The 20,323-nt window shown below is 59.9% G+C and carries 13 protein-coding genes; 5 read left to right on the top strand and 8 right to left on the bottom strand.

Annotated features, from left to right (window positions below):
• Nucleotides 1–79: 79 nt before the first annotated feature.
• The 5 genes from Asbog_RS03080 to Asbog_RS03060 form a co-directional block, all read right to left on the bottom strand.
• Nucleotides 80–3,019: a glycosyltransferase gene (locus tag Asbog_RS03080; RefSeq protein WP_062164054.1), complete on the bottom strand. Its 2,940-nt coding sequence runs from the start codon at nt 3,017–3,019 to the stop codon at nt 80–82.
• Nucleotides 3,012–4,769 (bottom strand): tetratricopeptide repeat protein, encoded by a 1,758-nt coding sequence (locus Asbog_RS03075; protein ID WP_062164053.1) that lies wholly within the window; start codon nt 4,767–4,769, stop codon nt 3,012–3,014. The genes Asbog_RS03080 and Asbog_RS03075 overlap by 8 nt, the downstream gene beginning before the upstream one ends.
• A gap of 30 nt (nt 4,770–4,799) precedes the next feature.
• On the bottom strand, nt 4,800–6,254 hold the full coding sequence (locus Asbog_RS03070; protein WP_062164052.1) for an HlyD family type I secretion periplasmic adaptor subunit: 1,455 nt from the start codon (nt 6,252–6,254) through the stop codon (nt 4,800–4,802).
• Between the two features lie 3 nt (nt 6,255–6,257).
• Complete coding sequence (locus Asbog_RS03065; protein WP_083510926.1) at nt 6,258–8,420, bottom strand: peptidase domain-containing ABC transporter; 2,163 nt, start codon at nt 8,418–8,420, stop codon at nt 6,258–6,260.
• 272 nt (nt 8,421–8,692) lie between these two features.
• On the bottom strand, nt 8,693–9,058 hold the full coding sequence (locus tag Asbog_RS03060) for a hypothetical protein (RefSeq protein ID WP_062164050.1): 366 nt from the start codon (nt 9,056–9,058) through the stop codon (nt 8,693–8,695).
• Between the two features lie 266 nt (nt 9,059–9,324).
• Here Asbog_RS03060 and metH point away from each other — a divergent pair, with 266 nt between their 5' ends.
• Both metH and Asbog_RS03050 read left to right on the top strand, forming a co-directional pair.
• On the top strand, nt 9,325–12,825 hold the full coding sequence (gene metH / locus Asbog_RS03055) for a methionine synthase (RefSeq protein WP_371861660.1): 3,501 nt from the start codon (nt 9,325–9,327) through the stop codon (nt 12,823–12,825).
• 147 nt (nt 12,826–12,972) lie between these two features.
• Nucleotides 12,973–13,725 carry a YdcF family protein gene (locus Asbog_RS03050; RefSeq protein WP_062164048.1) on the top strand — a complete coding sequence of 251 codons (753 nt, stop codon included), beginning with the start codon at nt 12,973–12,975 and terminating at the stop codon, nt 13,723–13,725.
• A gap of 51 nt (nt 13,726–13,776) precedes the next feature.
• On the opposite strand, the gene Asbog_RS03045 is transcribed toward Asbog_RS03050, so the two are convergent.
• Nucleotides 13,777–14,649 carry a hypothetical protein gene (locus Asbog_RS03045; RefSeq protein WP_062164047.1) on the bottom strand — a complete coding sequence of 291 codons (873 nt, stop codon included), beginning with the start codon at nt 14,647–14,649 and terminating at the stop codon, nt 13,777–13,779.
• Nucleotides 14,650–14,736: 87 nt separating this feature from the next.
• Nucleotides 14,737–15,816 carry an alkene reductase gene (locus Asbog_RS03040; protein ID WP_023979120.1) on the bottom strand — a complete coding sequence of 360 codons (1,080 nt, stop codon included), beginning with the start codon at nt 15,814–15,816 and terminating at the stop codon, nt 14,737–14,739.
• A gap of 124 nt (nt 15,817–15,940) precedes the next feature.
• Here Asbog_RS03040 and Asbog_RS03035 point away from each other — a divergent pair, with 124 nt between their 5' ends.
• On the top strand, nt 15,941–16,237 hold the full coding sequence (locus tag Asbog_RS03035) for an ArsR/SmtB family transcription factor (protein WP_062165681.1): 297 nt from the start codon (nt 15,941–15,943) through the stop codon (nt 16,235–16,237).
• A 332-nt stretch (nt 16,238–16,569) separates the two neighbouring features.
• Entirely contained in the window at nt 16,570–18,525 is a 1,956-nt protein-coding gene (locus Asbog_RS03030) for a hypothetical protein (RefSeq protein ID WP_062164046.1), read from the top strand.
• A gap of 108 nt (nt 18,526–18,633) precedes the next feature.
• Here Asbog_RS03030 and Asbog_RS03025 read toward each other — a convergent pair whose 3' ends face one another.
• Complete coding sequence (locus tag Asbog_RS03025; RefSeq protein WP_146926466.1) at nt 18,634–19,017, bottom strand: hypothetical protein; 384 nt, start codon at nt 19,015–19,017, stop codon at nt 18,634–18,636.
• 33 nt (nt 19,018–19,050) lie between these two features.
• Here Asbog_RS03025 and Asbog_RS03020 point away from each other — a divergent pair, with 33 nt between their 5' ends.
• The gene (locus Asbog_RS03020; protein ID WP_062164044.1) at nt 19,051–20,034 is read left to right on the top strand and encodes an RluA family pseudouridine synthase; all 984 of its coding nucleotides are present in this window, start codon (nt 19,051–19,053) and stop codon (nt 20,032–20,034) included.
• The last annotated feature ends 289 nt before the right edge of the window (nt 20,035–20,323 follow it).

The following is a 20,323-nucleotide window of genomic DNA, read 5'->3' as shown; positions in this document are numbered from 1 at the left end:
GGGAATTTTGCACAATGTGGCTACAGAACTCTCCAAAGGAATAATCGGATGTATAGCACTACATACTACCCAGTAAAAGCTATATCATTTGATGTGAAAAGTGTAGCAACACATTACTCAATAGCGACACAGGCATACCGAGCGGCACCACAGACCCCCTGCCCTCACGCTGTATTCGCTCCGATTGCGCGCCAAGGTCGAAACTTACGGCGCGTAGCCGGGCATTCCAGAGATTGGAGAGCGCGAAACACCAGGTTTCCGGCCATATGGAGGGAATGAGGCCCAGATCGCAGTCAAACGACTCGATAACGCTGACAGCCTCGTCTTCGCGATACTCACCGGATATCTGGACATGACCCGTTGCCATGAGACGGTCATCGTCGATGGTATAACCCGCGATAATATAATCGAGAGGCAGATTACGCTTTGCCGCATCCTCGGCCAGTTGCAGCACAATATCATAGCCCTTCTCCCGGCCGATCGCGCCAGGCACGCAGATACGCCGCCTTCCGCCATCCAGCGCGCGAGCGGGCTTTAAAGGCGGATAGTTACCGGCCTCCAGCGGTTCGAGCGTAACGTCCAGCCCGGCAAAATGCCGCCTGAAGCGTCTCTGTAGATCGAGCGATCCGGCCACAACCTTGTTGGCCTGCCGCAGACTCTGCTCGGATTGCGCCACGAGTTCCGCCACTGAGAGGCGCTCGTCAATCAGCGAGCCCTGCTGCGCTACGCACGCTTCGCATCCGGCCAGAGCAGGCTCTCCACAATAATGGTCATTCGGACCAACCAGGCAGATACGCGGGCAGAACCAGATATAATCGTGCAGGACGACATCCCATTTCATGCCCAGCGCACCCGCAAGATCATGCATGACCGGCGCGTGACCGAGCAGATGGTGCCATTCGATACGATCAGCTTTCATGCGGCGCAGGATCGATACGAAATCCAGCCATTCCTGCGGCAAATCAAAAACGAGATTGACCGTATCCCCGCCGCAATCCTCAATGCGACACCCCCGTTCGTGGGGACGCAGGATCAGAACCTGCTCCTTCCTCGCCTCTGCCTGCTGACGCCGGTGACTGATCACCCGCTCAACCCCTCCGCCGGAATCATGCGTTACCATGATCAGACAGGACGCCGCTGATTTGCGCCTTGCGATCATTCGCACAAGCCCGGCATTGCGTCGTATCAGACGCAGGGGGTCTTCAGCGATGAACACAGCGACCTGCTCATCATAACCAGGATGCAGCATGTTGAGCATGCGCAGATTGCGTTCCAGAAGCAGGCTGCGTGTCCGACCGAACGAGACCGAGCCGACATGCCTGACAAAAAGATCCGTTGCTGCCACATGACGCCACCCGAGGGCTGAGGCACGGCAACAGAAGTCATTCTCCTCACCGTAGCCCTGCGCGAAGATATCGACATTCAGCAGCCCGGTTTCCTCGAGACAATCCCCGCGTATTGCCATGCAGAATCCGTTACCGGTCGGCAGATCGATAAGCGCAGTTTTTGGAAGAGAGGCGAACACCTTGTCCAGCGACAGGGCTGTACGCCGATCCGGCACAGGGTTCGGCCGCGTCACACAGGGATAGGACAGAATGCTCGCATCGTTGGAGAAAGGGGTAACCGTGCCAACACGATCTGCGCGATCAAGCCATGCCCGCAGACGGGCAACTCCCCCTTTGGGCAGCAGGGCGTCACTATTGAGCAGGATCACGTCGCGCCCTTGTGCGCAGGCCAGCCCGGCATTGGCGCTGGCCGTGAAGCCACGATTCTCTTCCTGAACGATAAGTGTTATCGCGCCCTTTGCAGCAAATTCTGCGAGCATGCTGCGCAAAGCTGGCTCAGGAGAGCAATCATCGACGACCAGGCATTCCAGATCGTCGCTCTTGTCGGTCAGCACAGCCTCAATACAGCGTCGGGTCAGACCATGATCGCGATAAGCAGGTATGACCACAAGGCATCCCGGCACACGGCGTTTCATTGGAGGACGGCGCGGCCGGTTGGTAACGACGACTTCATCCTCAGGCGCCTGAAAGGCGTGCGTCGTACCAGCATGATCGAGAAGTGCCATCGCCGCGGGCGCAAGCGGACTACCCGTCAGGGATTGACCGTAACGATCCCGCAGGTGAACCACCCCCTTGGGCAAGGTGTCGAGCGCAAGCGCGAAATGGCGTGGCCGTGCGAGCGGTTTTTCAAGCAATGTCGCCTGTTCGAGCTGCGACGCGGTGAGATCGAAATGGCTGTCGCCGGCCTCGACGAAGACATGCGGCGTGAAATCGGGATCTGCCGGATACCAGATCCAACCGTCTAGCGCATGGCGACGCACTGACACAAAACCCTGCATATGGCGTATGGCCGTCAAATCGATCGGAGCGCCATAAAGCAGCTTGCCGCCGCACTGCGCGCTCAACATCGATGCCTTCATCCACCTCTCGGGCAGAACAAAGGGAAGCGCGACATCAGTGGCAACGATCTCGCCATCGAGGCTGATCGTGACCAGCCCCTGCGCTTCGCCGCGCATGACCCCCTCATTGCTCGTCGCGCACCACCCAGGGCAGCCCGACCGGGCAGAAAAATGCCGCGTCCAGGGCAGCACCTCATCGGCGGGGGCATAATGCGCCAGCATACGACCGAAGATACCGACGGCTTCATCCATGCGGCCGAGATGAGACAAGGCGATGGCTTGGCCCACCAGCGCCTTTCGCATGACAAAGCGCTTGGCGATCCACGCGAAACGCGTGACCGCCTCTTCCCACCGCGAGGCCGAAAGCAGCGCCATGCCATAGGCAAAGATCACATTGGGATCATGATGCGCCATGCGGGCTGCGCGCCCGAGCCAATAAAGAGCCGCCTGTGCGTCGCCGTTATTCGAGGCATCCGTGCCGCGGCGATAAGCATCCTGCGCCCGGGCGTCGTGCCACCTTTGCCAGTCGGCCCGGTCTCTGGCTGTCACCACATGGCCATAGCCCGACTGGACCGGAGGTGGCCGGCGGGTTGAGGGCTTGCGCCCTTCAGCCATGTCCACCCAGACGGCGTTCGAGCTTCGCAAGTTCTACCGCAGCATCATTCACGCCCTGAGCCTGGGCACGCTCAAGCCATATACGGGCCTCGACCGGATTGACCTCACCAGCAAGACCCCGCTTCAGATAACGGCCCAGCATCAGTTGACCAAGCGCATGGCCACGTTCGGCCGCGCACCTGAACCAGTGCTGCGCCTCGCGGCGGTCAACCGCGACATCGTGGCCGCCACCCAGCATGGCACCGGCAGAGAACATGGCATCGACATATCCCTGCTCGGCAGCCTGCCGATACAGGGCAAGCGCGCGCTGATGATCTTTCCCCTCAGGCGCCCGACCCGAAACCAGGATCTGCGCGAGCAGGGTCATGGCTTCAGACATGCGCGCCTGCGCCGCCCGATCGAGCCATCGCAAGGCGAGATCCATGTCATGCGGGACACCCCGCCCCTCGAGATACATGCGCCCGAGCCAGTATTGCGCATTCACGACGCCATCGGCTGCGCGCTGCATCCAGTATGCAGCCTGAGTGTCATCGCGGTCGATCCCGACCCCCTCGGCATAGCACACGCCGAGATTGAACGCGCCCACGAGGTCGCCCTTCTCGGCCGCCTGAAGGAAGCGCTTGCGCATGGCATCACGGTCCTGCTCGGAACCGACACCGGTCAGTGCAAGATTGCCTAGATCGGCATCGGCCACCCGGTCGCCGCACTCCGCAGAAACACGAAACCACTTTGCAGCTTCATCCGGGTCCCGCTGCACCCCTGTGCCAGTCAGATAGAGCAGCCCCAGCCCTCGTGCAGCAGCCCCATGACCCAGTTCGGCAGCAATCTGGTACCAGGTTGCTGCCTCCAGATAATTCGGGGCCATTTCCTCACCCCGAATATGCAGATCGCCCAAAAGCGCCGCAGCCTCGGCGTCCCCCCCCATCGCAGCGCGGCGAAGCCAGGTCTCCGCACGGTCCAGCCTGCGCCGAACGCCCTTGCCTTGCAGAAGATAGAGCGCATAGCGCGTTTGTGCCTGAGCGACACCGCGTTCAGCAGCCTTTTCGAAATAGCCGGCGGCTGCAGTGAAGTCAGCCTCCTGCCCGATGCCTTGCTCGTTGATCCAGGCGAGGAAATAAAAAGCCGTCGCAAGCCCTGCCTGAGCGGCGAGTTTTAACTCGGCGGTGCCTCGTGCCAGATCATTGTCTGCGGTCGGGTTGGTATGAAGAGCCATACCCAGACCGAGATGCCCCTGGGCCGAACCCGCAGCCGCAGCTTTTTCGTACCACTCCCGCGCCTGTGCAGGATCGCGCAGATCTTCGGGGCCGTTTGTCAGTATATAGCCAAGTAGCGCCTGAGCATCGGGCTGGCCTTCATCGGCCGCCAGACGACTCCAATGCGCCGCCTGATGAAAGTCAGGAATCCGCTTGTGTTCACGGTTGTCGATCAGGATTGCCGGGCGGTTTTCGTCGAAACCTTCGGGAAAGCCCATGAGATAGAGTGTGCCCAGCATGAGCCGGGCCTGCACATGACCGCCTTGGGCAGCCTTGCGCATCCATTTCGTGCCATCTTCAAGACTGGGGGGGGTTCCCCAGCCTTCCAGATAAGCCTTGCCGATACGATACTGTGCCTCGACGCTCCCCTGCGTCGCGAGCGGGCCGAGCAGGGCAAAACCCTGAACGGCGTTTTCGCCAGATTCGATCTGGGTGATCGCATAATTGAGTCTCGCATCACGCGAGACCATTGATGCGAGACGGGATTTTAAAGCCACCCTGCTCTCCTCTGGAGAAATCGTCTTCGGTTAGTTTGGCTCGCGCATACCATTCGACATGGCGGGAATGACCTTGCTGAACAGCCACTGGATCATCGTGCGTTTGCCCACCTGAATATCGGCCGATACAGACATGCCTGGCGTCGGATGGAAGAAGCTCGGCACGCCATGAAGCGTATAACGGTCGATACGTAGGCGAACACGGTAATAACCACTCTGCGAAGGATCTTCGTCACCAGCCGCCATCTGCCCCATCGCAGCGTTCTTCGCATCAGATGCGGTGAATGCGTCTGCACTGATCAGGCGCACCGTACCCTCAGCTCCGCCATACTGCGTATAGGGGAAGGTCGCGAACTTCAGCAGCGCATGATCACCCAGCTTCACGAAGCCTGCGTCATTGCCCTTCAGAACAGCTTCGACTTCGAGTGCGGCGCCTGTGGGCACGATCGACATCAGAACCTGGGCAGGCGAAATCACGGAACCCACGGAGAGTTTCGCGATGTTCAGCACCACGCCTTCATCGGGCGACTTGAGCAGAACCAGCTTGTTCCGCAACGCGGCTTTCTCGTAATCCCCGACAGATTCATCAAGGCGATGCTGAACTTCGGTGATCTGCGTATAGACCTGCGCCTTCCAGCTCTCGATATAACCGTCGCGCTCCGCCTGGATCGCGGCAAGCTTGGACTTTGTTGACGCTGCCGTCTGCTGAGCCTCAATCTGCGCTCTTTCCGCATCCATCAGCTCGCTCTGCGCTGCAAGGGTAGAAAGCTTGCTCCCCACCTGATCAGCTTGGAGACGACGACGCATCTGCAGCACTTCATTCGCAACACGACCACGACTCTGATGCATGGCCGCGCTGGCGAGAGAGCCGTTGATCTGGCTCTGCAAAGACGCGATCTCCTGATCGAACTGATTCACCTTTGCCGTGTACTCGGCTTTGCGACGGGCATATGAAGCCGCCTCGCGAACCGAATAACTGTCGTTAAGATCCGGCGTGAATGTCTTCCCCTCGGCCTCGGCATGAAGACGATTGATCGTCGCCTGGTAGGAATCACGCTGGGCCTTGAGATTGACGATATCGGCTTTAGTGATCGTCGGATCGAGATGGGCGAGCACCTGTCCTTTCTTCACATACTGACCTAGCTCGACATCGATCGAACGAATGATCGACATTTCCATCGGCTGGATGACGAGGTTGTTGTTCACAGCCACCAGTCGACCCGGCGTGCTCACCACCTTGTTCAGCGGGAACACCGACGCCGCGATAAGGCTCGAGAAGAACAGGGCACCGACCAGCCAGATGATGTAACGCGCTGACGCTGTAGGCGGCAAATTGACAAGAGCCGCACTCGGGGAGTGAAACTCCAGCAGCGCCAGAGGCAGCCCCTGGGGAGAGAACGGATCATCAGCCGCCCGCGGGACGTGCTGCTGGACTTCAGTGACTTCCTGGTTCCCGTCTTCGGGAACAATATCCTTGTTGCTCATGGCTTATTCCTCATCCATCAGCATGGGATCATCATTCTGATCGGTGTTCTTGTTATGGGCGGAATGCTCGTGACGATTCTGCTGCATCCAAAGCATGCGATAGATCTCGCAGCGTTCAAGCAGCACACTATGGGGCGCCACATCGACCACCTTGCCCTTGTCCATGACACAGATCTGATGGCAATCGACCAGGGAGGACAGACGGTGGGAGACGATCACCATCGTACGGCCCTTGCCGATACGCTGCAGATTGGCATTCACCAACGCTTCACTCTCGGGGTCGAGCGCCGAGGTGGCCTCATCAAGAATCATCAGTTTCGGGTCGCTGATCACGGCGCGTGCGATGGCCAGGCGCTGCCTCTGACCGCCCGAGATATTGGTAGAACCTTCCTCGATCGGGGTATCATAGCCGGCGGGCATGCGATCGATGAATTCCTCTGCCCCCGCCAGACGCGCGGCGCGGATCACGTCGTCCATCGTGTAGCCCGGACGTCCTGCAGTGATATTGTCGCGCACTGTGCCACGGAACAGGAAGTTATCCTGGAGCACGACACCGAATGAGCGGCGCAGATGGCTGAGATTGATCTCACGCAGTTCCACGCCATCGAGACGCAGATAACCCGTATAATTTCGGCTGACACCCTGAAGCAGACGGGTGACGGTCGATTTGCCCGAACCCGAGCGCCCGACCAGCCCCAACATGGTGCCAGCAGGGATTTCGAAATTGACGTTGTTGAGGGCCTTCATGGTCGAGCCGGGATAACTGAAGTCGACCTGGGCAAAAGACAGCGCGCCCTTGATTGGCGGACGCAGACCGGAGGTCAGCGCCTTTGTTTCGGTCGGCTGATTGAGCACAAGTCCGGCTTCACCAAGCGACGTCATGACTTCGTTCACGTCTTCAAGGATCTTGGCCAGTCCGACGAGCGGCGCCGCCACACGACCACCAAGCATCATGAAGGCCATCAGGGCACCTGGCTGGATGCTGCTCGATCCGGTCAGGATCAGATAGGCGCCAGCAAGGATGATGCCGCGATTGATGAACATGTCGAGCGGCATGACCAGTGTGCTCGGCCAGTTCTGCATACGCCCTGCAGCCAGTTTCCAGCGAATAACTTCAGCGGTGGTCTCATCCCATTTCTCACGACGTGTCGGCTCCAGCGCCAGTGTCTTGACGGTACGGATACCTGCTACAGTCTCATAAAGGATCGAGCTACGCTCCATCTCGGCGCGGATCATCTTGTTATAGACGCGTGTCATCGGGCCCAGGAAGATCACGATGATCAGGCCGATAAGACCCGCACAGGCAACTGTCATCCAGGCCAGTGTCGAGCTCATCCAGAACAGGATGGGCAGGATGACGAGGAGTGTGAACATATCCAGGAAGGTGGACATGAGCTTGCCGGTAAGGAAGTCACGCACCCTGTAGATGGACATGTAACGCCCGAGAATTCGGCCGGTCTGTTCACGCTCGTAAAATTCGAGTGGCAAGGCGAGCAGCCGGTTGAACGCATGCAGCGAGATACGGGTATCGACACGCGTCGTCATGACCAGAGTCAGCTCGCGCCGGCCATAGGTCAGCAAGGTCTCATAGAAGCTGAGGATCAACACAATTGCCGTGATGGATACCAGAGTCGACATCGAGTGATAATTCACCACACGATCGAGCACCTGCATGACGATCATGGCAGGGAAGATCTGAAGTACCGACAATACCATCGAAGCAAAAAGGATGTCGCGTAATGACTGCTTTTCGCGCATCACGACGCGGACGAACCACATCAGATCGAAAGGGGCATCAGCCTCGGACAGGTCGCGGCGACGCTTGACCAGAAGGATATCACCCGTCCAGACCTGCGTCAGTCTGAGCTCGTCCACTGCCACCGGCACACTGCCTTCATCACCCAGCGGGTCACGAAGCCAGACGATATTCTTTTCCGGATCGGCACGCACCATAAGCGCCGCAGAGCCGTCGCGGAACATCAGCACAATGGGCGGCGTGTTCTGCATGCGAACAAGATAGCGCCACTTGATGCGCATCCCCTTCGCCACGGCGCCGTTCTCGTTCAACCATCGTGCCAACGCCGCTGGTGAGGGCGAGTCCTCGCCCGGCTCGGCAGCGAAATCACGCATGTCGAGGTCCAGCCCATGGAACTTGGCAGCAGCCATGGCGGCGCGTAGTCGGATATAGACGGGATTCTGGTTTTCGCTGTCCGCAGCGACGCCATCACGATGCTTCACGAAGCTTCCTCTTGTGTTTCACTAAGCCGCTCAGACTTCAGGCTGCCCGAATAGCGCGAATACCCCTCCCCCTGTCGAGCGAGAATCTTCGATTTTTACCATAAGTCATAGAAATCACTGAACTTGGCGTGAGGTCACTACATATTCCGTCAAAGTTACTATGTAAATTCCAAACCAACCGGCCAAAAAATACATAGAATTTAAATTCGGTAACGTGATCTGACCATTGCATCTTGTTGCAGCAACTCCGCCATATCCCGCACGCGACACGCCTGACAGGTGAGGATTACGAAAGCAAAGTATCGGGACGTCCCGCGTATCCTGTCGAGAAAGAGCTGGTCGAGGGCAGAGGCAACAGGGCTGCGCCCGGCACAGCATGCGCAAAACCGGGCATGAACCCGCCCAGGCAATGCGTTTGCGGCGATGCGCCGATAGACTGCCCAGCCGCCAGGCCGCTCGGTATCAACGGCCAGGCAAGCACCTTCACCCTGAATCCGGACCAGTTCCTGCGGCATCGCATCGCGCTCACTCAGTATATAGAGAGGGATGCGTCCATCACCTGACATGGCTGTCTCTTCCTTTGCTGGGGCGAGCCGGCGACTATGAAGCCCCTTTCGAGTGCGCCGAACAAGCTCTGAAGGGCTGCTCCTCGAGGCGCCAATCGGCCTCAGGCTTATTCTGTCTCCTCCCGCTTCGTCACAGCCGCTTGAGGATCAAGCCTCGCATCATACTGGACAGACGCCGTAGCCTCTGAAAAAAGGCAGGCAGCCGTAGCGCCCAGTCGCGGCTTCGCCCCTGCCGCCTGACCCATACAGCGAGACTGACCGCCATCATGACACGTCCTCATCTTCTCGACGCCCTGCGTGAACATGTCCTGCTTTGCGACGGCGGGATGGGGTCACGCATCCAGATGCTCGATCTGGAAGTGGAACGCGATTACTGGGGGCAGGAAAACTGCACCGAGATCCTGACGCTGTCGCGACCCGAACTGATCCGCGAGATTCACCGCGGGTATTTCGAGGTCGGCGCGGATATGGTCGAGACCAATACGTTCGGTGGCTCGATCGTCACCCTTGCCGAATTCGGCTTGCAGGACCGCGCCCGCGAGATCAACCGCAGATCTGCCGAGCTGGCGCGCGAGGCCGCCGAGACCTTCAGTGACGGGCGTCACCGTTATGTTGTGGGCTCCATCGGCCCGGGCACCAAGCTGCCCAGCCTCGCCAATATCGATTACGATACCCTCGAGGCCGGGATCATCGAGCAATGCCGCGGCCTGATCGATGGCGGGGTCGATGCGTTTCTGATCGAGACCTGCCAGGACACGCTCCAGATCAAGGCCGCCGTGAACGCCGCCAAGGCCGCAAAGCGAGAACTGGGCTCGGATGCCCCGATCTTCGTGCAGGTGACGGTCGAGACCACCGGTACACTTCTTGTTGGCCCCGATATCGCCGCGGCAGCCACCACCATTCATGCGCTGGACGTGCCTCTCATCGGCATGAATTGCGCCACCGGCCCGCAGGAAATGGCGGAGCATGTGAAATGGCTGTCCGAGAACTGGCCCGGCCTGATTTCCATCCAGCCCAATGCAGGCCTTCCCGAACTGGTTAACGGCACGACGCATTACCCCCTCACCCCTGGTGAAATGGCAAGCTGGGTCGAGCGCTTCATTGTGGAAGACGGGCTCAATCTGGTGGGCGGATGCTGCGGCACCTCCACCCCGCATATCCAGGCGCTGGACGGGATGCTCCGCAAGCGTGGCGGGACCAGTCATCGCCCCGCCCCGGTCCAGCGCATCCATCACTGGGTGCCGTCTGTCGCAAGCCTCTATACCCAGACCCCGCTACGTCAGGAGAACTCCTATTTCTCCATTGGCGAGCGCTGCAACGCCAATGGCTCCAAGAAATGGCGCGAGTTGCAGGAAGCTGGCGACTGGGATGGCTGCGTTGCCGTTGGGCGCGAGCAGGCCGCCGAGGGCTCCAATGCGCTCGATCTCTGCACCGCCTTTGTCGGACGCAACGAAATTGCCGAGATGAATGAGGTCGTCACGCGCTTCACGTCTTCAGTGAACGCGCCCCTGGTGATCGACTCAACCGAGACCCCGGTCATCGAGGCCGCGCTCAAGCTGCATGGCGGCAAACCCATCATCAACTCGATCAATTTCGAGGACGGTGAAGGCCATGCCGAAGACCGCATGATCCTGGCGCGCAAATTCGGCGCCGCGGTGATTGCGCTCACGATCGATGAAGTGGGCATGGCCAAGACGCCGGAAGACAAGCTGCGTATTGCCGAGCGTCTGGTCGATTTTGCCTGCACCAAGCATGGTCTGCCGCAATCCGATCTGATGATCGATCCGCTGACCTTCACCATTGCCACAGGTGTGGAAGATGACCGCAAGCTGGGTGTCTGGACGCTGGAAGGCATCCGGATGATCCGCGAGCGCTTCCCCGAGATCCAGATCATTCTAGGCCTGTCAAACATCTCCTTCGGCCTCAACCCGGCGGCGCGCGCCGTGCTGAACTCGGTCTTTCTCGATCATGCGGTCAAGGCCGGCATGACCGGCGCCATCGTGCATGTGAGCAAGATCCGCCCGCTGCATCTGATCGCCGCCGAGGAGGTGAAGGTCGCCGAGGATCTGATCTTCGACCGACGCAGCGAGGACTACGATCCGCTCCAGAAACTGCTGGAACTCTTTGCAGGCCGGAAGGCGGCTGATGCCGTTCAGAAGCGTCGCGCCGAGACACCGGCCGAACGTCTGAAGGATCGTATCGTTGATGGCGACCGCAAGGGCATCGAGGATGATCTTGCTGCGGCAATGGAAGAGATGCCCCCGCTCGACATCATCAACACCGTGCTTCTGGATGGCATGAAGGTGGTGGGCGAGCTGTTCGGCGCAGGGAAGATGCAGCTCCCCTTCGTGCTGCAATCGGCAGAAACCATGAAGACCGCCGTGGCGTGGCTCGAGCCGTATATGGAGCGTGTCGAGGGTCAGGCACGGGGTACAATGGTCCTTGCCACCGTCAAGGGCGACGTCCACGATATCGGCAAGAACCTTGTCGATATCATTCTGACCAATAACGGCTATCGGGTCATCAATCTGGGCATCAAGGTGCCCCTGGCTGACATGATCACCGCTGCACGAGAGCACAACGCTCAGGCTATCGGCATGTCGGGCCTGCTTGTGAAATCCACCGTGATCATGCGCGAAAACCTCGAGGAGATGGCGCGTCAGGGTATCGATATTCCTGTCTTTCTCGGTGGCGCGGCACTGACGCGCAACTATGTAGAAGATGAATGTGCCCGCTCCTACGGGATCGAGACCGCAGGGCGCGTCGCCTATGCGCGCGATGCCTTTGACGGGCTGTCGCTCATGGACAAGGTGGTGAACAACCAGTTTGACGACTACCTAAGCGCCATCCAGACGCGTCGGGCGGGCAAGCAACGCAAGGTCGAACGGGCGCCCGAGCTGGCCGAGACACGTGGCTTCGCGCCTATCGACAAGGAAGCGGCGCGCGCTCGTCGTGCCCGCGTGGCCGGAACGCAACCTGTGCCTGTGCCGCCCTTCTGGGGCGCCCGCGTGGTCGAGGCCGCACCCGCTGCTGTGCTGCCCTTCCTGAATGAGCGCTCGCTCTATCAGTTCCAGTGGGGTTTCCGTAAGCAGGGGCGCTCGCTCGAAGAGTTCATGACCTACGCCAAGCAGGAACTGCGCCCGGTGCTCAAGCGTATGCTGGCACTTTGTGCGGAAGAAGTCATTCTCAAGCCTCAGGCCATCTATGGTTACTGGAAGGCCGCGGGCGAAGGAAATGACCTCGTGCTCTTCCATGAAGATGGCGTGACCGAGGCCGCACGCTTCGCCCTTCCCCGCCAGCCCCGTGAAGATGGCGAGTGTATCGCTGACTTCGTGCGGGATATCGATGATGCCGAGCGCGACGTGGTGGGCCTTCAGGTCGTGACAGTGGGCCAGAAAGCGTCCGATCTGGCGCGGGACTGGTTCGAGGCCAATCGCTATCAGGATTATCTGTATCTGCACGGGCTTTCGGTCGAAATGGCCGAAGCCATGGCAGAATACACGCACAAGCGCATCCGTGCCGAACTCGGTTTTGCGGGTGAGGATGATCGCGACATGGAAAAGATGCTGGCGCAATCCTATCGCGGCTCGCGCTACTCCTTCGGCTACCCGGCCTGCCCGCGTCTGGAAGATCAGGAACCCATTCTGAAGCTGCTCGATGCCGAGCGCATCGGGGTTTCGCTATCGGATGGCTATCAGCTTCACCCCGAGCAATCGACTTCTGCGCTCGTCATGCTCAACCCTCGGGCCAAGTATTTCACGGTCTGACCCGAGTGTGATGCCGCGTTTTCCCAAGCGCGAGAGCATACTTACCGGGAATTGAAATTGGCCCCGCATCTCTTCAGGAGCTGCGGCGCTACCCTGGCCGGCCACTCCCTTGACCGGTGAAGGGAGAGAGAAGGCGTTGGGACAGAGATGACACATCCGGATTTTTCCGCTTTGGAACAACCCGAGATCAGAGGAGCCGCCGATCGCATCGCTGGCTATCTGGCTCTGACAAGTGTCGATGATGCGCCAAACCGGATCGACCTCATCTGTCTTGCGGGCAATGGCGTGCTTGCCTGTGTTGATCATGCCACGAGCCTGGCGCGCCAGCACGACTGCCTGTTGCTGATCACAGGTGGTATCGGGCATTCGACCCCGCCGCTTGTGGCAGCTCTTGCCTCGCGCCTCGACTGCGCACCCTCTGCCCTCGCCGATCTTTCGGAAGCCGAATTGATCTCTCGGCTGATTGCAGCGGATTCCCTCATCGCACGTGACCAGATCATTCTGGAGACCCGCTCGACGAATACTGGCGAGAACGCGGCTTTTACACGCGACACACTCGACGAGCTTGGGCTGAAGCCGCATCATGTCGTTCTGGTGCAGGACCCGCTTTTGCAACGCCGCACGGATGCGACATTCCACCATGTCTGGCGCGAACAACCGACCCTGTTCTTTTCGTCCCCGCCTTTCACGCCCCACCTTGGAGAGGCGGTAACGTCAGAGTCCTGGACGGAGGCGCGCTACCTGTCCCTGCTTCTCGGGGAAATTCCCCGGCTACAGGATACGGCTACGGGTTATGGCCCAAAGGGACGCGGCTTTATCGGACATGTTGATATCCCCCGGATGATCCTTGAGGATCACGCGCGGCTTACGGCTCTCTTCACGACGCAAGCCGCGCGCTGATCTGATAACCCGGCATGAGGAGACATTCCTGTGCCGGATTACCCTGCCGCCTCAATACGCGTAGGCGAGACCTGCACGCAGGGTCAGGCCGTTCTGGATGCCGCTTGAGGTCCAGCGTCCCGAGACCTGCCCCTCGCTCATGTTCTGGTAGGCATAGCGGTATGTGTCATGGCCATAGGATGTATAGGCGTAGTCTCCGCCGGCCGTCAGATGCCAGTGGCGGGTCATGCGGTAATCCGCCCCAAGACTGCCCTCCCAGCGCGGCCGCGTCGAGGCACCATTCACGCGATAGGTCCCTGTGTCGAGAATCTCGGCCCAGCCGAACCGACCGCGCAGAACCAGACGATCGGTCAGCGCATAATCCGCATTCAGGCCGAGCCCAACAAAAAAGGCATTCTGCCCACCGAAGCTATTGTAGCCATAGCTGTCATATCCCCCCTGGACGAAGGGGGTGATGAGTGCCTTGTCATGCAGAACTAGGAAACCCTTGCCGATTTCGCCACGGCTATAGGTCGAGTTGGCACTCTCCCCACCGTTGGTCTGCCACGCGTCGCTGCCATAGGACGAGCTGTAGCTGCTCGCATATTTGTTATTGCGTGTTCCCGAGCCGAGCCGGAAAAGCGCGGAGGCATACAGGTTTTCTATCCGCCCCAGAGAGACCATGGTCGAGGCGTCCACCTGAAACCCCGGGACCCAGCCGATACGGCGGGAGCGTGATTGCGACGCGGAGTGATAGGGGCGGTACCACTGACCACCCGTCGTCTGATACTGGTCGCCATAGCCCCCCACGAGATTATCAAAGATCCCGGCCATTGAGAGACCGATCTCCCGGTTGACAGCGACCACAGGTAGCGGGCCGGCAAGAGCCGTAGACACAGTGAGAGCTGAGAGGAAGGCTGCGGCGAAAAGAGACGTGATGCGCATCGGGGTTCCAGAAAGAAACGAAATGTATCTTCCTGAAACCCGAACACGTCACGAGGTCAACACACCTCGGCAGGCTTTATGGCAAAGTCACGATTCGTTATAAAAAGGGTAATCGATGTATCCCTCGTCCCCACGACTGTACCATGTCTTGATGTCGTCTGACTGAAGCGGAAGATCCTCAGACAAACGGCGTGGAAGATCAGGGTTGGCAATGAATTTACGGCCAAATGCGATGGCATCGGCCGTCCCGTTGGCGACGGTTTCAAGAGCCTCCTCACGTGTGTAGTCCTGATTCAGAACCAGAGGATTCCGGAATACTTCACGAATCGGGCCATGCAGCTTGGGTTGGTCAGTCTTGCCAAACGTCCCGTTCGTGCCGGGTTCACGCAGCTCGAGGAAGCCTATGCCGAGGTCATTGAGCAGCTTTGCTGCTGGCACGAACACGGTCTCGGGCGCGCTATCGATGCAACCCTGCGTATCGCCATTCGGTGAGAGACGCACGGATGTCCGTTCTGCCCCGATGGTGGCGATGACGCGTTCTGTCACTTCACGCAGGAAGCGGATGCGGTTTTCAGGCGATCCGCCATACTCATCCTCGCGATGATTGGTGCCGTCACGCAGGAATTCATCAATCAGATAGCCATTGGCGGCGTGGATCTGCACGCCATCGAACCCGGCTGCGATGGCATTGCGGGCAGCAACCTCGTACTCGCCCAGAATACGCGTGATATCGGCCTTGGTGAGTGCGCGTGCCTGCTCCGGCTCCTGCTTGCCATCATAAGTATGCAGCGGCGCTGGTGCAGAGGTGGGCGAGCTGGAGACCGGCTGCTGACCCGTTACGCTGGAATGTACCATGCGCCCCATATGCCAGAGCTGGACGACGATCTTGCCGCCCTTGTCGTGCACCGCCCTGGTGATCGGCTTCCAGGCCTCGACCTGTTCCTGCGACCAGATACCGGGTGCGTAGGGCCAACCCAGTCCCTCGCGGCTGATACCGGTTGCCTCAGAGATGATCAGTCCGGCGCTGGCGCGCTGGGCATAGTATTCTGCCATGACCGGCGTCGGCACATGCTCACGTGTGCCACGGCCACGTGTGAGCGGTGACATCAGGATCCGGTTCTTCGCGTCGATGGCGCCAAGCTGGATCGGATCGAACAGAGTTGTCATAATGCTAAGTCCTCATGAACCCGTGGGGGTTTAATTCGATTTTTGTCGAACAATATCAGGAATGGGGATGCGTCGTCGTGACGACAACCCCTCCCCTCCTGTTTTTTGGAACCGGACAGCCCAGATGCCTGACTACGATCACCCCCCTGTGGAGAGCCTCACCCTGCTGGGAGTCCTGCGAGGGCTGGCAGATCCGATCCGTCTTGAAATCGTTCAGCACCTCGGTTCGGTTCCCGAAGCGAGTTGCGCCGCACTGCTTGGTGATCGGCCACGCTCAAGTATGTCTCACCATTTTCAGGTACTGCGTGAGAGCGGGCTGCTCCATACGCGCATACAGGGCGTGCAGCATTTCAACTCACTCCGCAGAGACGATCTCGATGCGCGTTTTCCCGGATTGATGCAGGCCGTCCTCGCGGGGTAGATCGCCCGGAACTCTTGAGGGCCTTGATGCCAAACATGCTGCGCGACAACGCTGCAACACGAAGAACAGAACGAGGCTGCTGCACAACCCGGCGCCAGGAGATCTTTCACCTATGGCCATGATCCTGCTCACCTGGCATGGCGCCGTTGTATGTTCTGAAGGCGGCCGCCTGTTTCCCGCTCCCATCGCGGACGTGCTGTCCGGGAATGCCTTGCCCCTCGATCCCGGATACCGGGCGCGTTCTGAATCCGCGCCCCTTCCGTTCGAGGTTGTGATCATAGCCCCTGCACCGGGCATGACCATGGACGATACGCCCGGTCATAGCACCATTGTTGCCCTGCGGGGGGGGGGCGCTCACAATCAGCTGTCGCGAGGGAGAGACATTCCGTGCCGTCGGCCACTGCGCGGAATGGGAGCATTTTCTCGCCCTGGACGCCGGGCATCTGAGCGTCCTGCATGCCGCGCTTTCACGGGACTGGAAACTCGACAACGGCGAGACGATCCGCCCCGGACGAGACGGCTTCAGCCTGACCCTTGGGCCAACCCGTTTGGGCCTGAGTGACCTCTCCCTGACGGAAAACGGACAAACCCTCTGTCAGGCCGATAAGCCGGTTGCCACGGCTTGGCCCAATGCTGCCTTTCATCGCGCCATAGAGGCTGCGACACAGGCCATGCAGGATTTGCAGACGAATGCTGTCGGGGGTCGCTCACCCTGGGGCGAGCCTGACGATTTTCCCCGGCAGCTTCTTCTGACCATCACAGACTATAACGAGCCCCGTCATATGATGTTTCTGGCGCGGCTCTGCCTCCTCATCGGGCTGGATGACGTCGCCCTGCTCTGCCTCGATGTGCTCGAAAACAGCGTCCTCCGGACAGACGCCCTGATCCTACGGGCCATCCTCGCACGCCTGCAGCATGACGAGCCCGCCTGCCAGGAAGCCCTGATTGCGGCCATCACGGGTGCACTGCCAGAGGATGCTCAGACCCCTGTCGTGATCGATCGGTTTCGGGCGCGCCTTGCCAAGCCCGAAACCTTTCTAACGCTTTGGCCCACGCTTGAGCGTGCGATAGGACGGCCGCTCGATCCGTCATACGAGGATCTGCTCATCCCGGGCTGGCTTCCTGCTGACGGAGGCTTTGCCGAACAGACGCCTTATTACCATCGCCTCGAGGAAAAATGGACACAATGTCCGGCAGAACGGCGACAGATTTTCCTCAACGAGGAGCGACGCCTCAATGGTCCTTCTCATGCCCTCGCCATACTGGAAGGCCACAAACACTGGCTCGATGGCGAGCAGGAGGAAGCCAATGCCCTGTATGACACGGCACGCAGCCTCTCGCTGCAAAACCAGCGCTATTTCATTCACTTCAACGGTGGGGTCTATACATGGCAAGGCCACGCCACGCGTCCGGCTGACCCGCACCCACTCAGTATTGACGCATGGCGATGGGCGGGACTACCCGATGAGGAAGAGGGCGCGGGCGGCTCAAGGCCGGAACTCACCCTGATCGCAGGCGGAGACAGGCGCTATTTTGCCTTCATCCCTGGACTGATCGCCTCACTAATCCAGGCCTGCGATGGCGCTGAGGCGCCAGGACATGTGAGGCTGGTTCTCGGCGTCGCCCATGCCTCGGACGAGCAGGTTGCGTTCCTGCAGGACGTCGCTTCGGCCCTGCGCAGAGAAAAAAGCATGGTCTCGCTGGTCTTTGCCTATGGCAGCCTGTCGCATTCCGATGGCGCGAGCTTTTCCTGCATCCGCTATCTGATGATGCCGCGGATCGCCCGTCTCGCTGACGGGCCGATCATGACAATCGACATGGATGCCATGATCCCGGTCGATTTCCTGTCTCTCGCACGCGACATGCTTGGGAATTATGACTACGGCTTCAGACTTTATGCCTATGATCGCGACGGTCGACAGTGCGGTGGTGAGCCGTGGGGGTTCGGCGCTGGCGTATCCTATTTTGGCGAGAAGCCTCTTTTGCCCGTCATCGCACAGGCGCTGAGCGACTACATCATCAGTGCCTATCATGGCGCCAATCCCACCAACTGGTGCATCGACCAGTGTGCGCTCTCGGCCGTCTATCACCGGCATATCGCACCGCGTTGGGCGACATTACGCATCAAATTCATGGATGATCCGCCACCGCTCGTGGTGATGCCGCACCATCTGGGCATGGACAAGAAAAGCTTCAGCCACTGGACGGGACTTGTCGAGATGGGGCCGGTCTATGAGCGCCTTGGCCTCGAGGCGGGGCGTGCCGAAGCTCTCGTCGTACTGACCTGACCAGAACCGGCGGGACGTTTGGGGCGCGTCGTATCGCGTGCGAGACCACACTCCGGAGCACCCATTTTGGTGTCTCCCCCAGGCTCCCGGCGCGGGAGGAAGATCATCTCAGGGACTGAGAGCGAAGCGCGCCATCACACGATTGGACTCAGGGCTCCAGATGACAATCTGCTCGCCTTCGGGGGTTGCGATCAGCAGTGACAGGCTGCCATCGGGGCGCACGATCTGTGAGAGCACATGCCCGCCACCGTGAAGGGTGAACACCGCGGCCCCATCCCCCCGTTTCTGACTGGCCCCGGATTCCACGATGTTGCCTTGCCCCGGCATTGGGGAAGCAGAAACCTGTCTCTCCTGCAGGATCGCCTGATGGGGATGCATGGCACGATGGACCACAACGCCAATCAGCCCGGCCGTGCCGATGACGATCATCACGCCCATGCCGATAACCGCAGCCATCAGAACACGTGAAACAGGGGGCGGCGGCGTAGTCATGGCGGCGAGTGATCCTAATTGCTAAAGGGGCGCATGACCGATGCCCATGTCCCCGATGAAAACCGATTCGAGTTTGTTGTCACGCCAGAGCAGGCAGGGCAGCGGCTCGACCGCTTTCTGGCCGATTCTATCGGCACGCTCTCCCGTTCACGCGTCAAATCCCTGATCGAGGCCGGGCAGGTTTTCTGCGACGGCGCCATCATACGCGAGCCTTCGGAAACCACCAGAGCCGCGCGACGCCTCGTGCTGGTCGTGCCGCCAGCCACCCCTGCCCGCCCGCAGGCCGAGGATCACGCCCTTCCGATCCTGTTCGAGGATCGCGACCTGATCGTGCTCGACAAGCCAGCTGGGCTGGTGGTGCATCCGGCGCCGGGTAACGAGACAGGCACATTGGTCAACGCCTTGTTGGGTCATTGCGGTGAGGATCTGGAAGGAATCGGCGGCGAAAAGCGCCCCGGTATCGTGCATCGTCTCGACAAGGATACGTCGGGGCTGATGGTCGTCGCCAAGACGCCGCTCGCGCATAATGCGCTTTCCGATGCCTTCGCCGCGCGTGATATTGATCGAGCCTACAAGGCGTTGGCTTGGGGGCTTCTGCCAGCCACCATCAGTTATGATGGTGCGATCGGGCGGGACAAGCGCGACCGCAAACGCATGACAGTCGTCACCCAGGGGGGCAAGCACGCCCTGACCCATGTGCGCTGCCTCGAAGCCTTCGACGCCTCCGTAAGCCTGATCGAATGCAAGCTCGCGACGGGTCGTACTCACCAGATACGCGTGCATCTCTCTCAGGCTGGCCATCCGCTGCTTGGCGATCCGGTCTATCTGCGCCGCATCCCCGCGGCCGCACGTGGGTTGCCCGAGGCAGCAAGAAGGACAGCGCTCGACTTCCCTCGTCAGGCTCTGCACGCGGCGCGGCTCGGTTTCACCCATCCCCGGACAGGAGAGAGCCTGCTATTCACCTCAGAGCCGCCAGAGGATTTTCAGTCACTCCTGCGTGCGCTGCGAGGGCGCTGATCAAAGCGCGCTTTCATCCTGCTTCAGGCTGGATAAGGACTTGCGCACCCCGTGAACTATCGTCCGGGTTAAATAGGAGTAATGTGGTACGTTTTCTTGACTCGGAAAAAGCTGTATGATCCACTCATAGCCAATCCGACGAGCTGACGCGCCGCCGGAACGGACGTGCCGCCTGATATCGCTCAATGGGAGGGTATCGTGCGGTGACGTAAGTCCTTCCTTATCCATGCGTCACCCGCCAGCGGGAACCAACAGGGTGAATACCCGTATATCTGGTTCCTTCTCTGTC

The organism is Asaia bogorensis NBRC 16594, assembly GCF_001547995.1.
GTDB classification, from domain to species: Bacteria; Pseudomonadota; Alphaproteobacteria; order Acetobacterales; family Acetobacteraceae; genus Asaia; species Asaia bogorensis.
The sequence above is the reverse complement of the archived record's forward strand: the minus strand, read 5'-3'. Positions and strand labels throughout refer to the sequence as shown.

What these genes read in the sequence shown, in the direction of transcription:
- Asbog_RS03050 (WP_062164048.1), top strand. Translation starts at nt 12,973, where the DNA reads ATGACACATCCGGATTTTTCCGCTTTGGAACAACCCGAGATCAGAGGA.
- Asbog_RS03020 (WP_062164044.1), top strand. Translation starts at nt 19,051, where the DNA reads ATGACCGATGCCCATGTCCCCGATGAAAACCGATTCGAGTTTGTTGTC.
- Asbog_RS03045 (WP_062164047.1), bottom strand. Translation starts at nt 14,649, where the DNA reads ATGCGCATCACGTCTCTTTTCGCCGCAGCCTTCCTCTCAGCTCTCACT.
- Asbog_RS03035 (WP_062165681.1), top strand. Translation starts at nt 15,941, where the DNA reads ATGCCTGACTACGATCACCCCCCTGTGGAGAGCCTCACCCTGCTGGGA.
- Asbog_RS03065 (WP_083510926.1), bottom strand. Translation starts at nt 8,420, where the DNA reads ATGGCTGCTGCCAAGTTCCATGGGCTGGACCTCGACATGCGTGATTTC.
- metH (WP_371861660.1), top strand. Translation starts at nt 9,325, where the DNA reads ATGACACGTCCTCATCTTCTCGACGCCCTGCGTGAACATGTCCTGCTT.
- Asbog_RS03070 (WP_062164052.1), bottom strand. Translation starts at nt 6,254, where the DNA reads ATGAGCAACAAGGATATTGTTCCCGAAGACGGGAACCAGGAAGTCACT.
- Asbog_RS03040 (WP_023979120.1), bottom strand. Translation starts at nt 15,816, where the DNA reads ATGACAACTCTGTTCGATCCGATCCAGCTTGGCGCCATCGACGCGAAG.
- Asbog_RS03060 (WP_062164050.1), bottom strand. Translation starts at nt 9,058, where the DNA reads ATGTCAGGTGATGGACGCATCCCTCTCTATATACTGAGTGAGCGCGAT.
- Asbog_RS03025 (WP_146926466.1), bottom strand. Translation starts at nt 19,017, where the DNA reads ATGACTACGCCGCCGCCCCCTGTTTCACGTGTTCTGATGGCTGCGGTT.
- Asbog_RS03080 (WP_062164054.1), bottom strand. Translation starts at nt 3,019, where the DNA reads ATGGCTGAAGGGCGCAAGCCCTCAACCCGCCGGCCACCTCCGGTCCAG.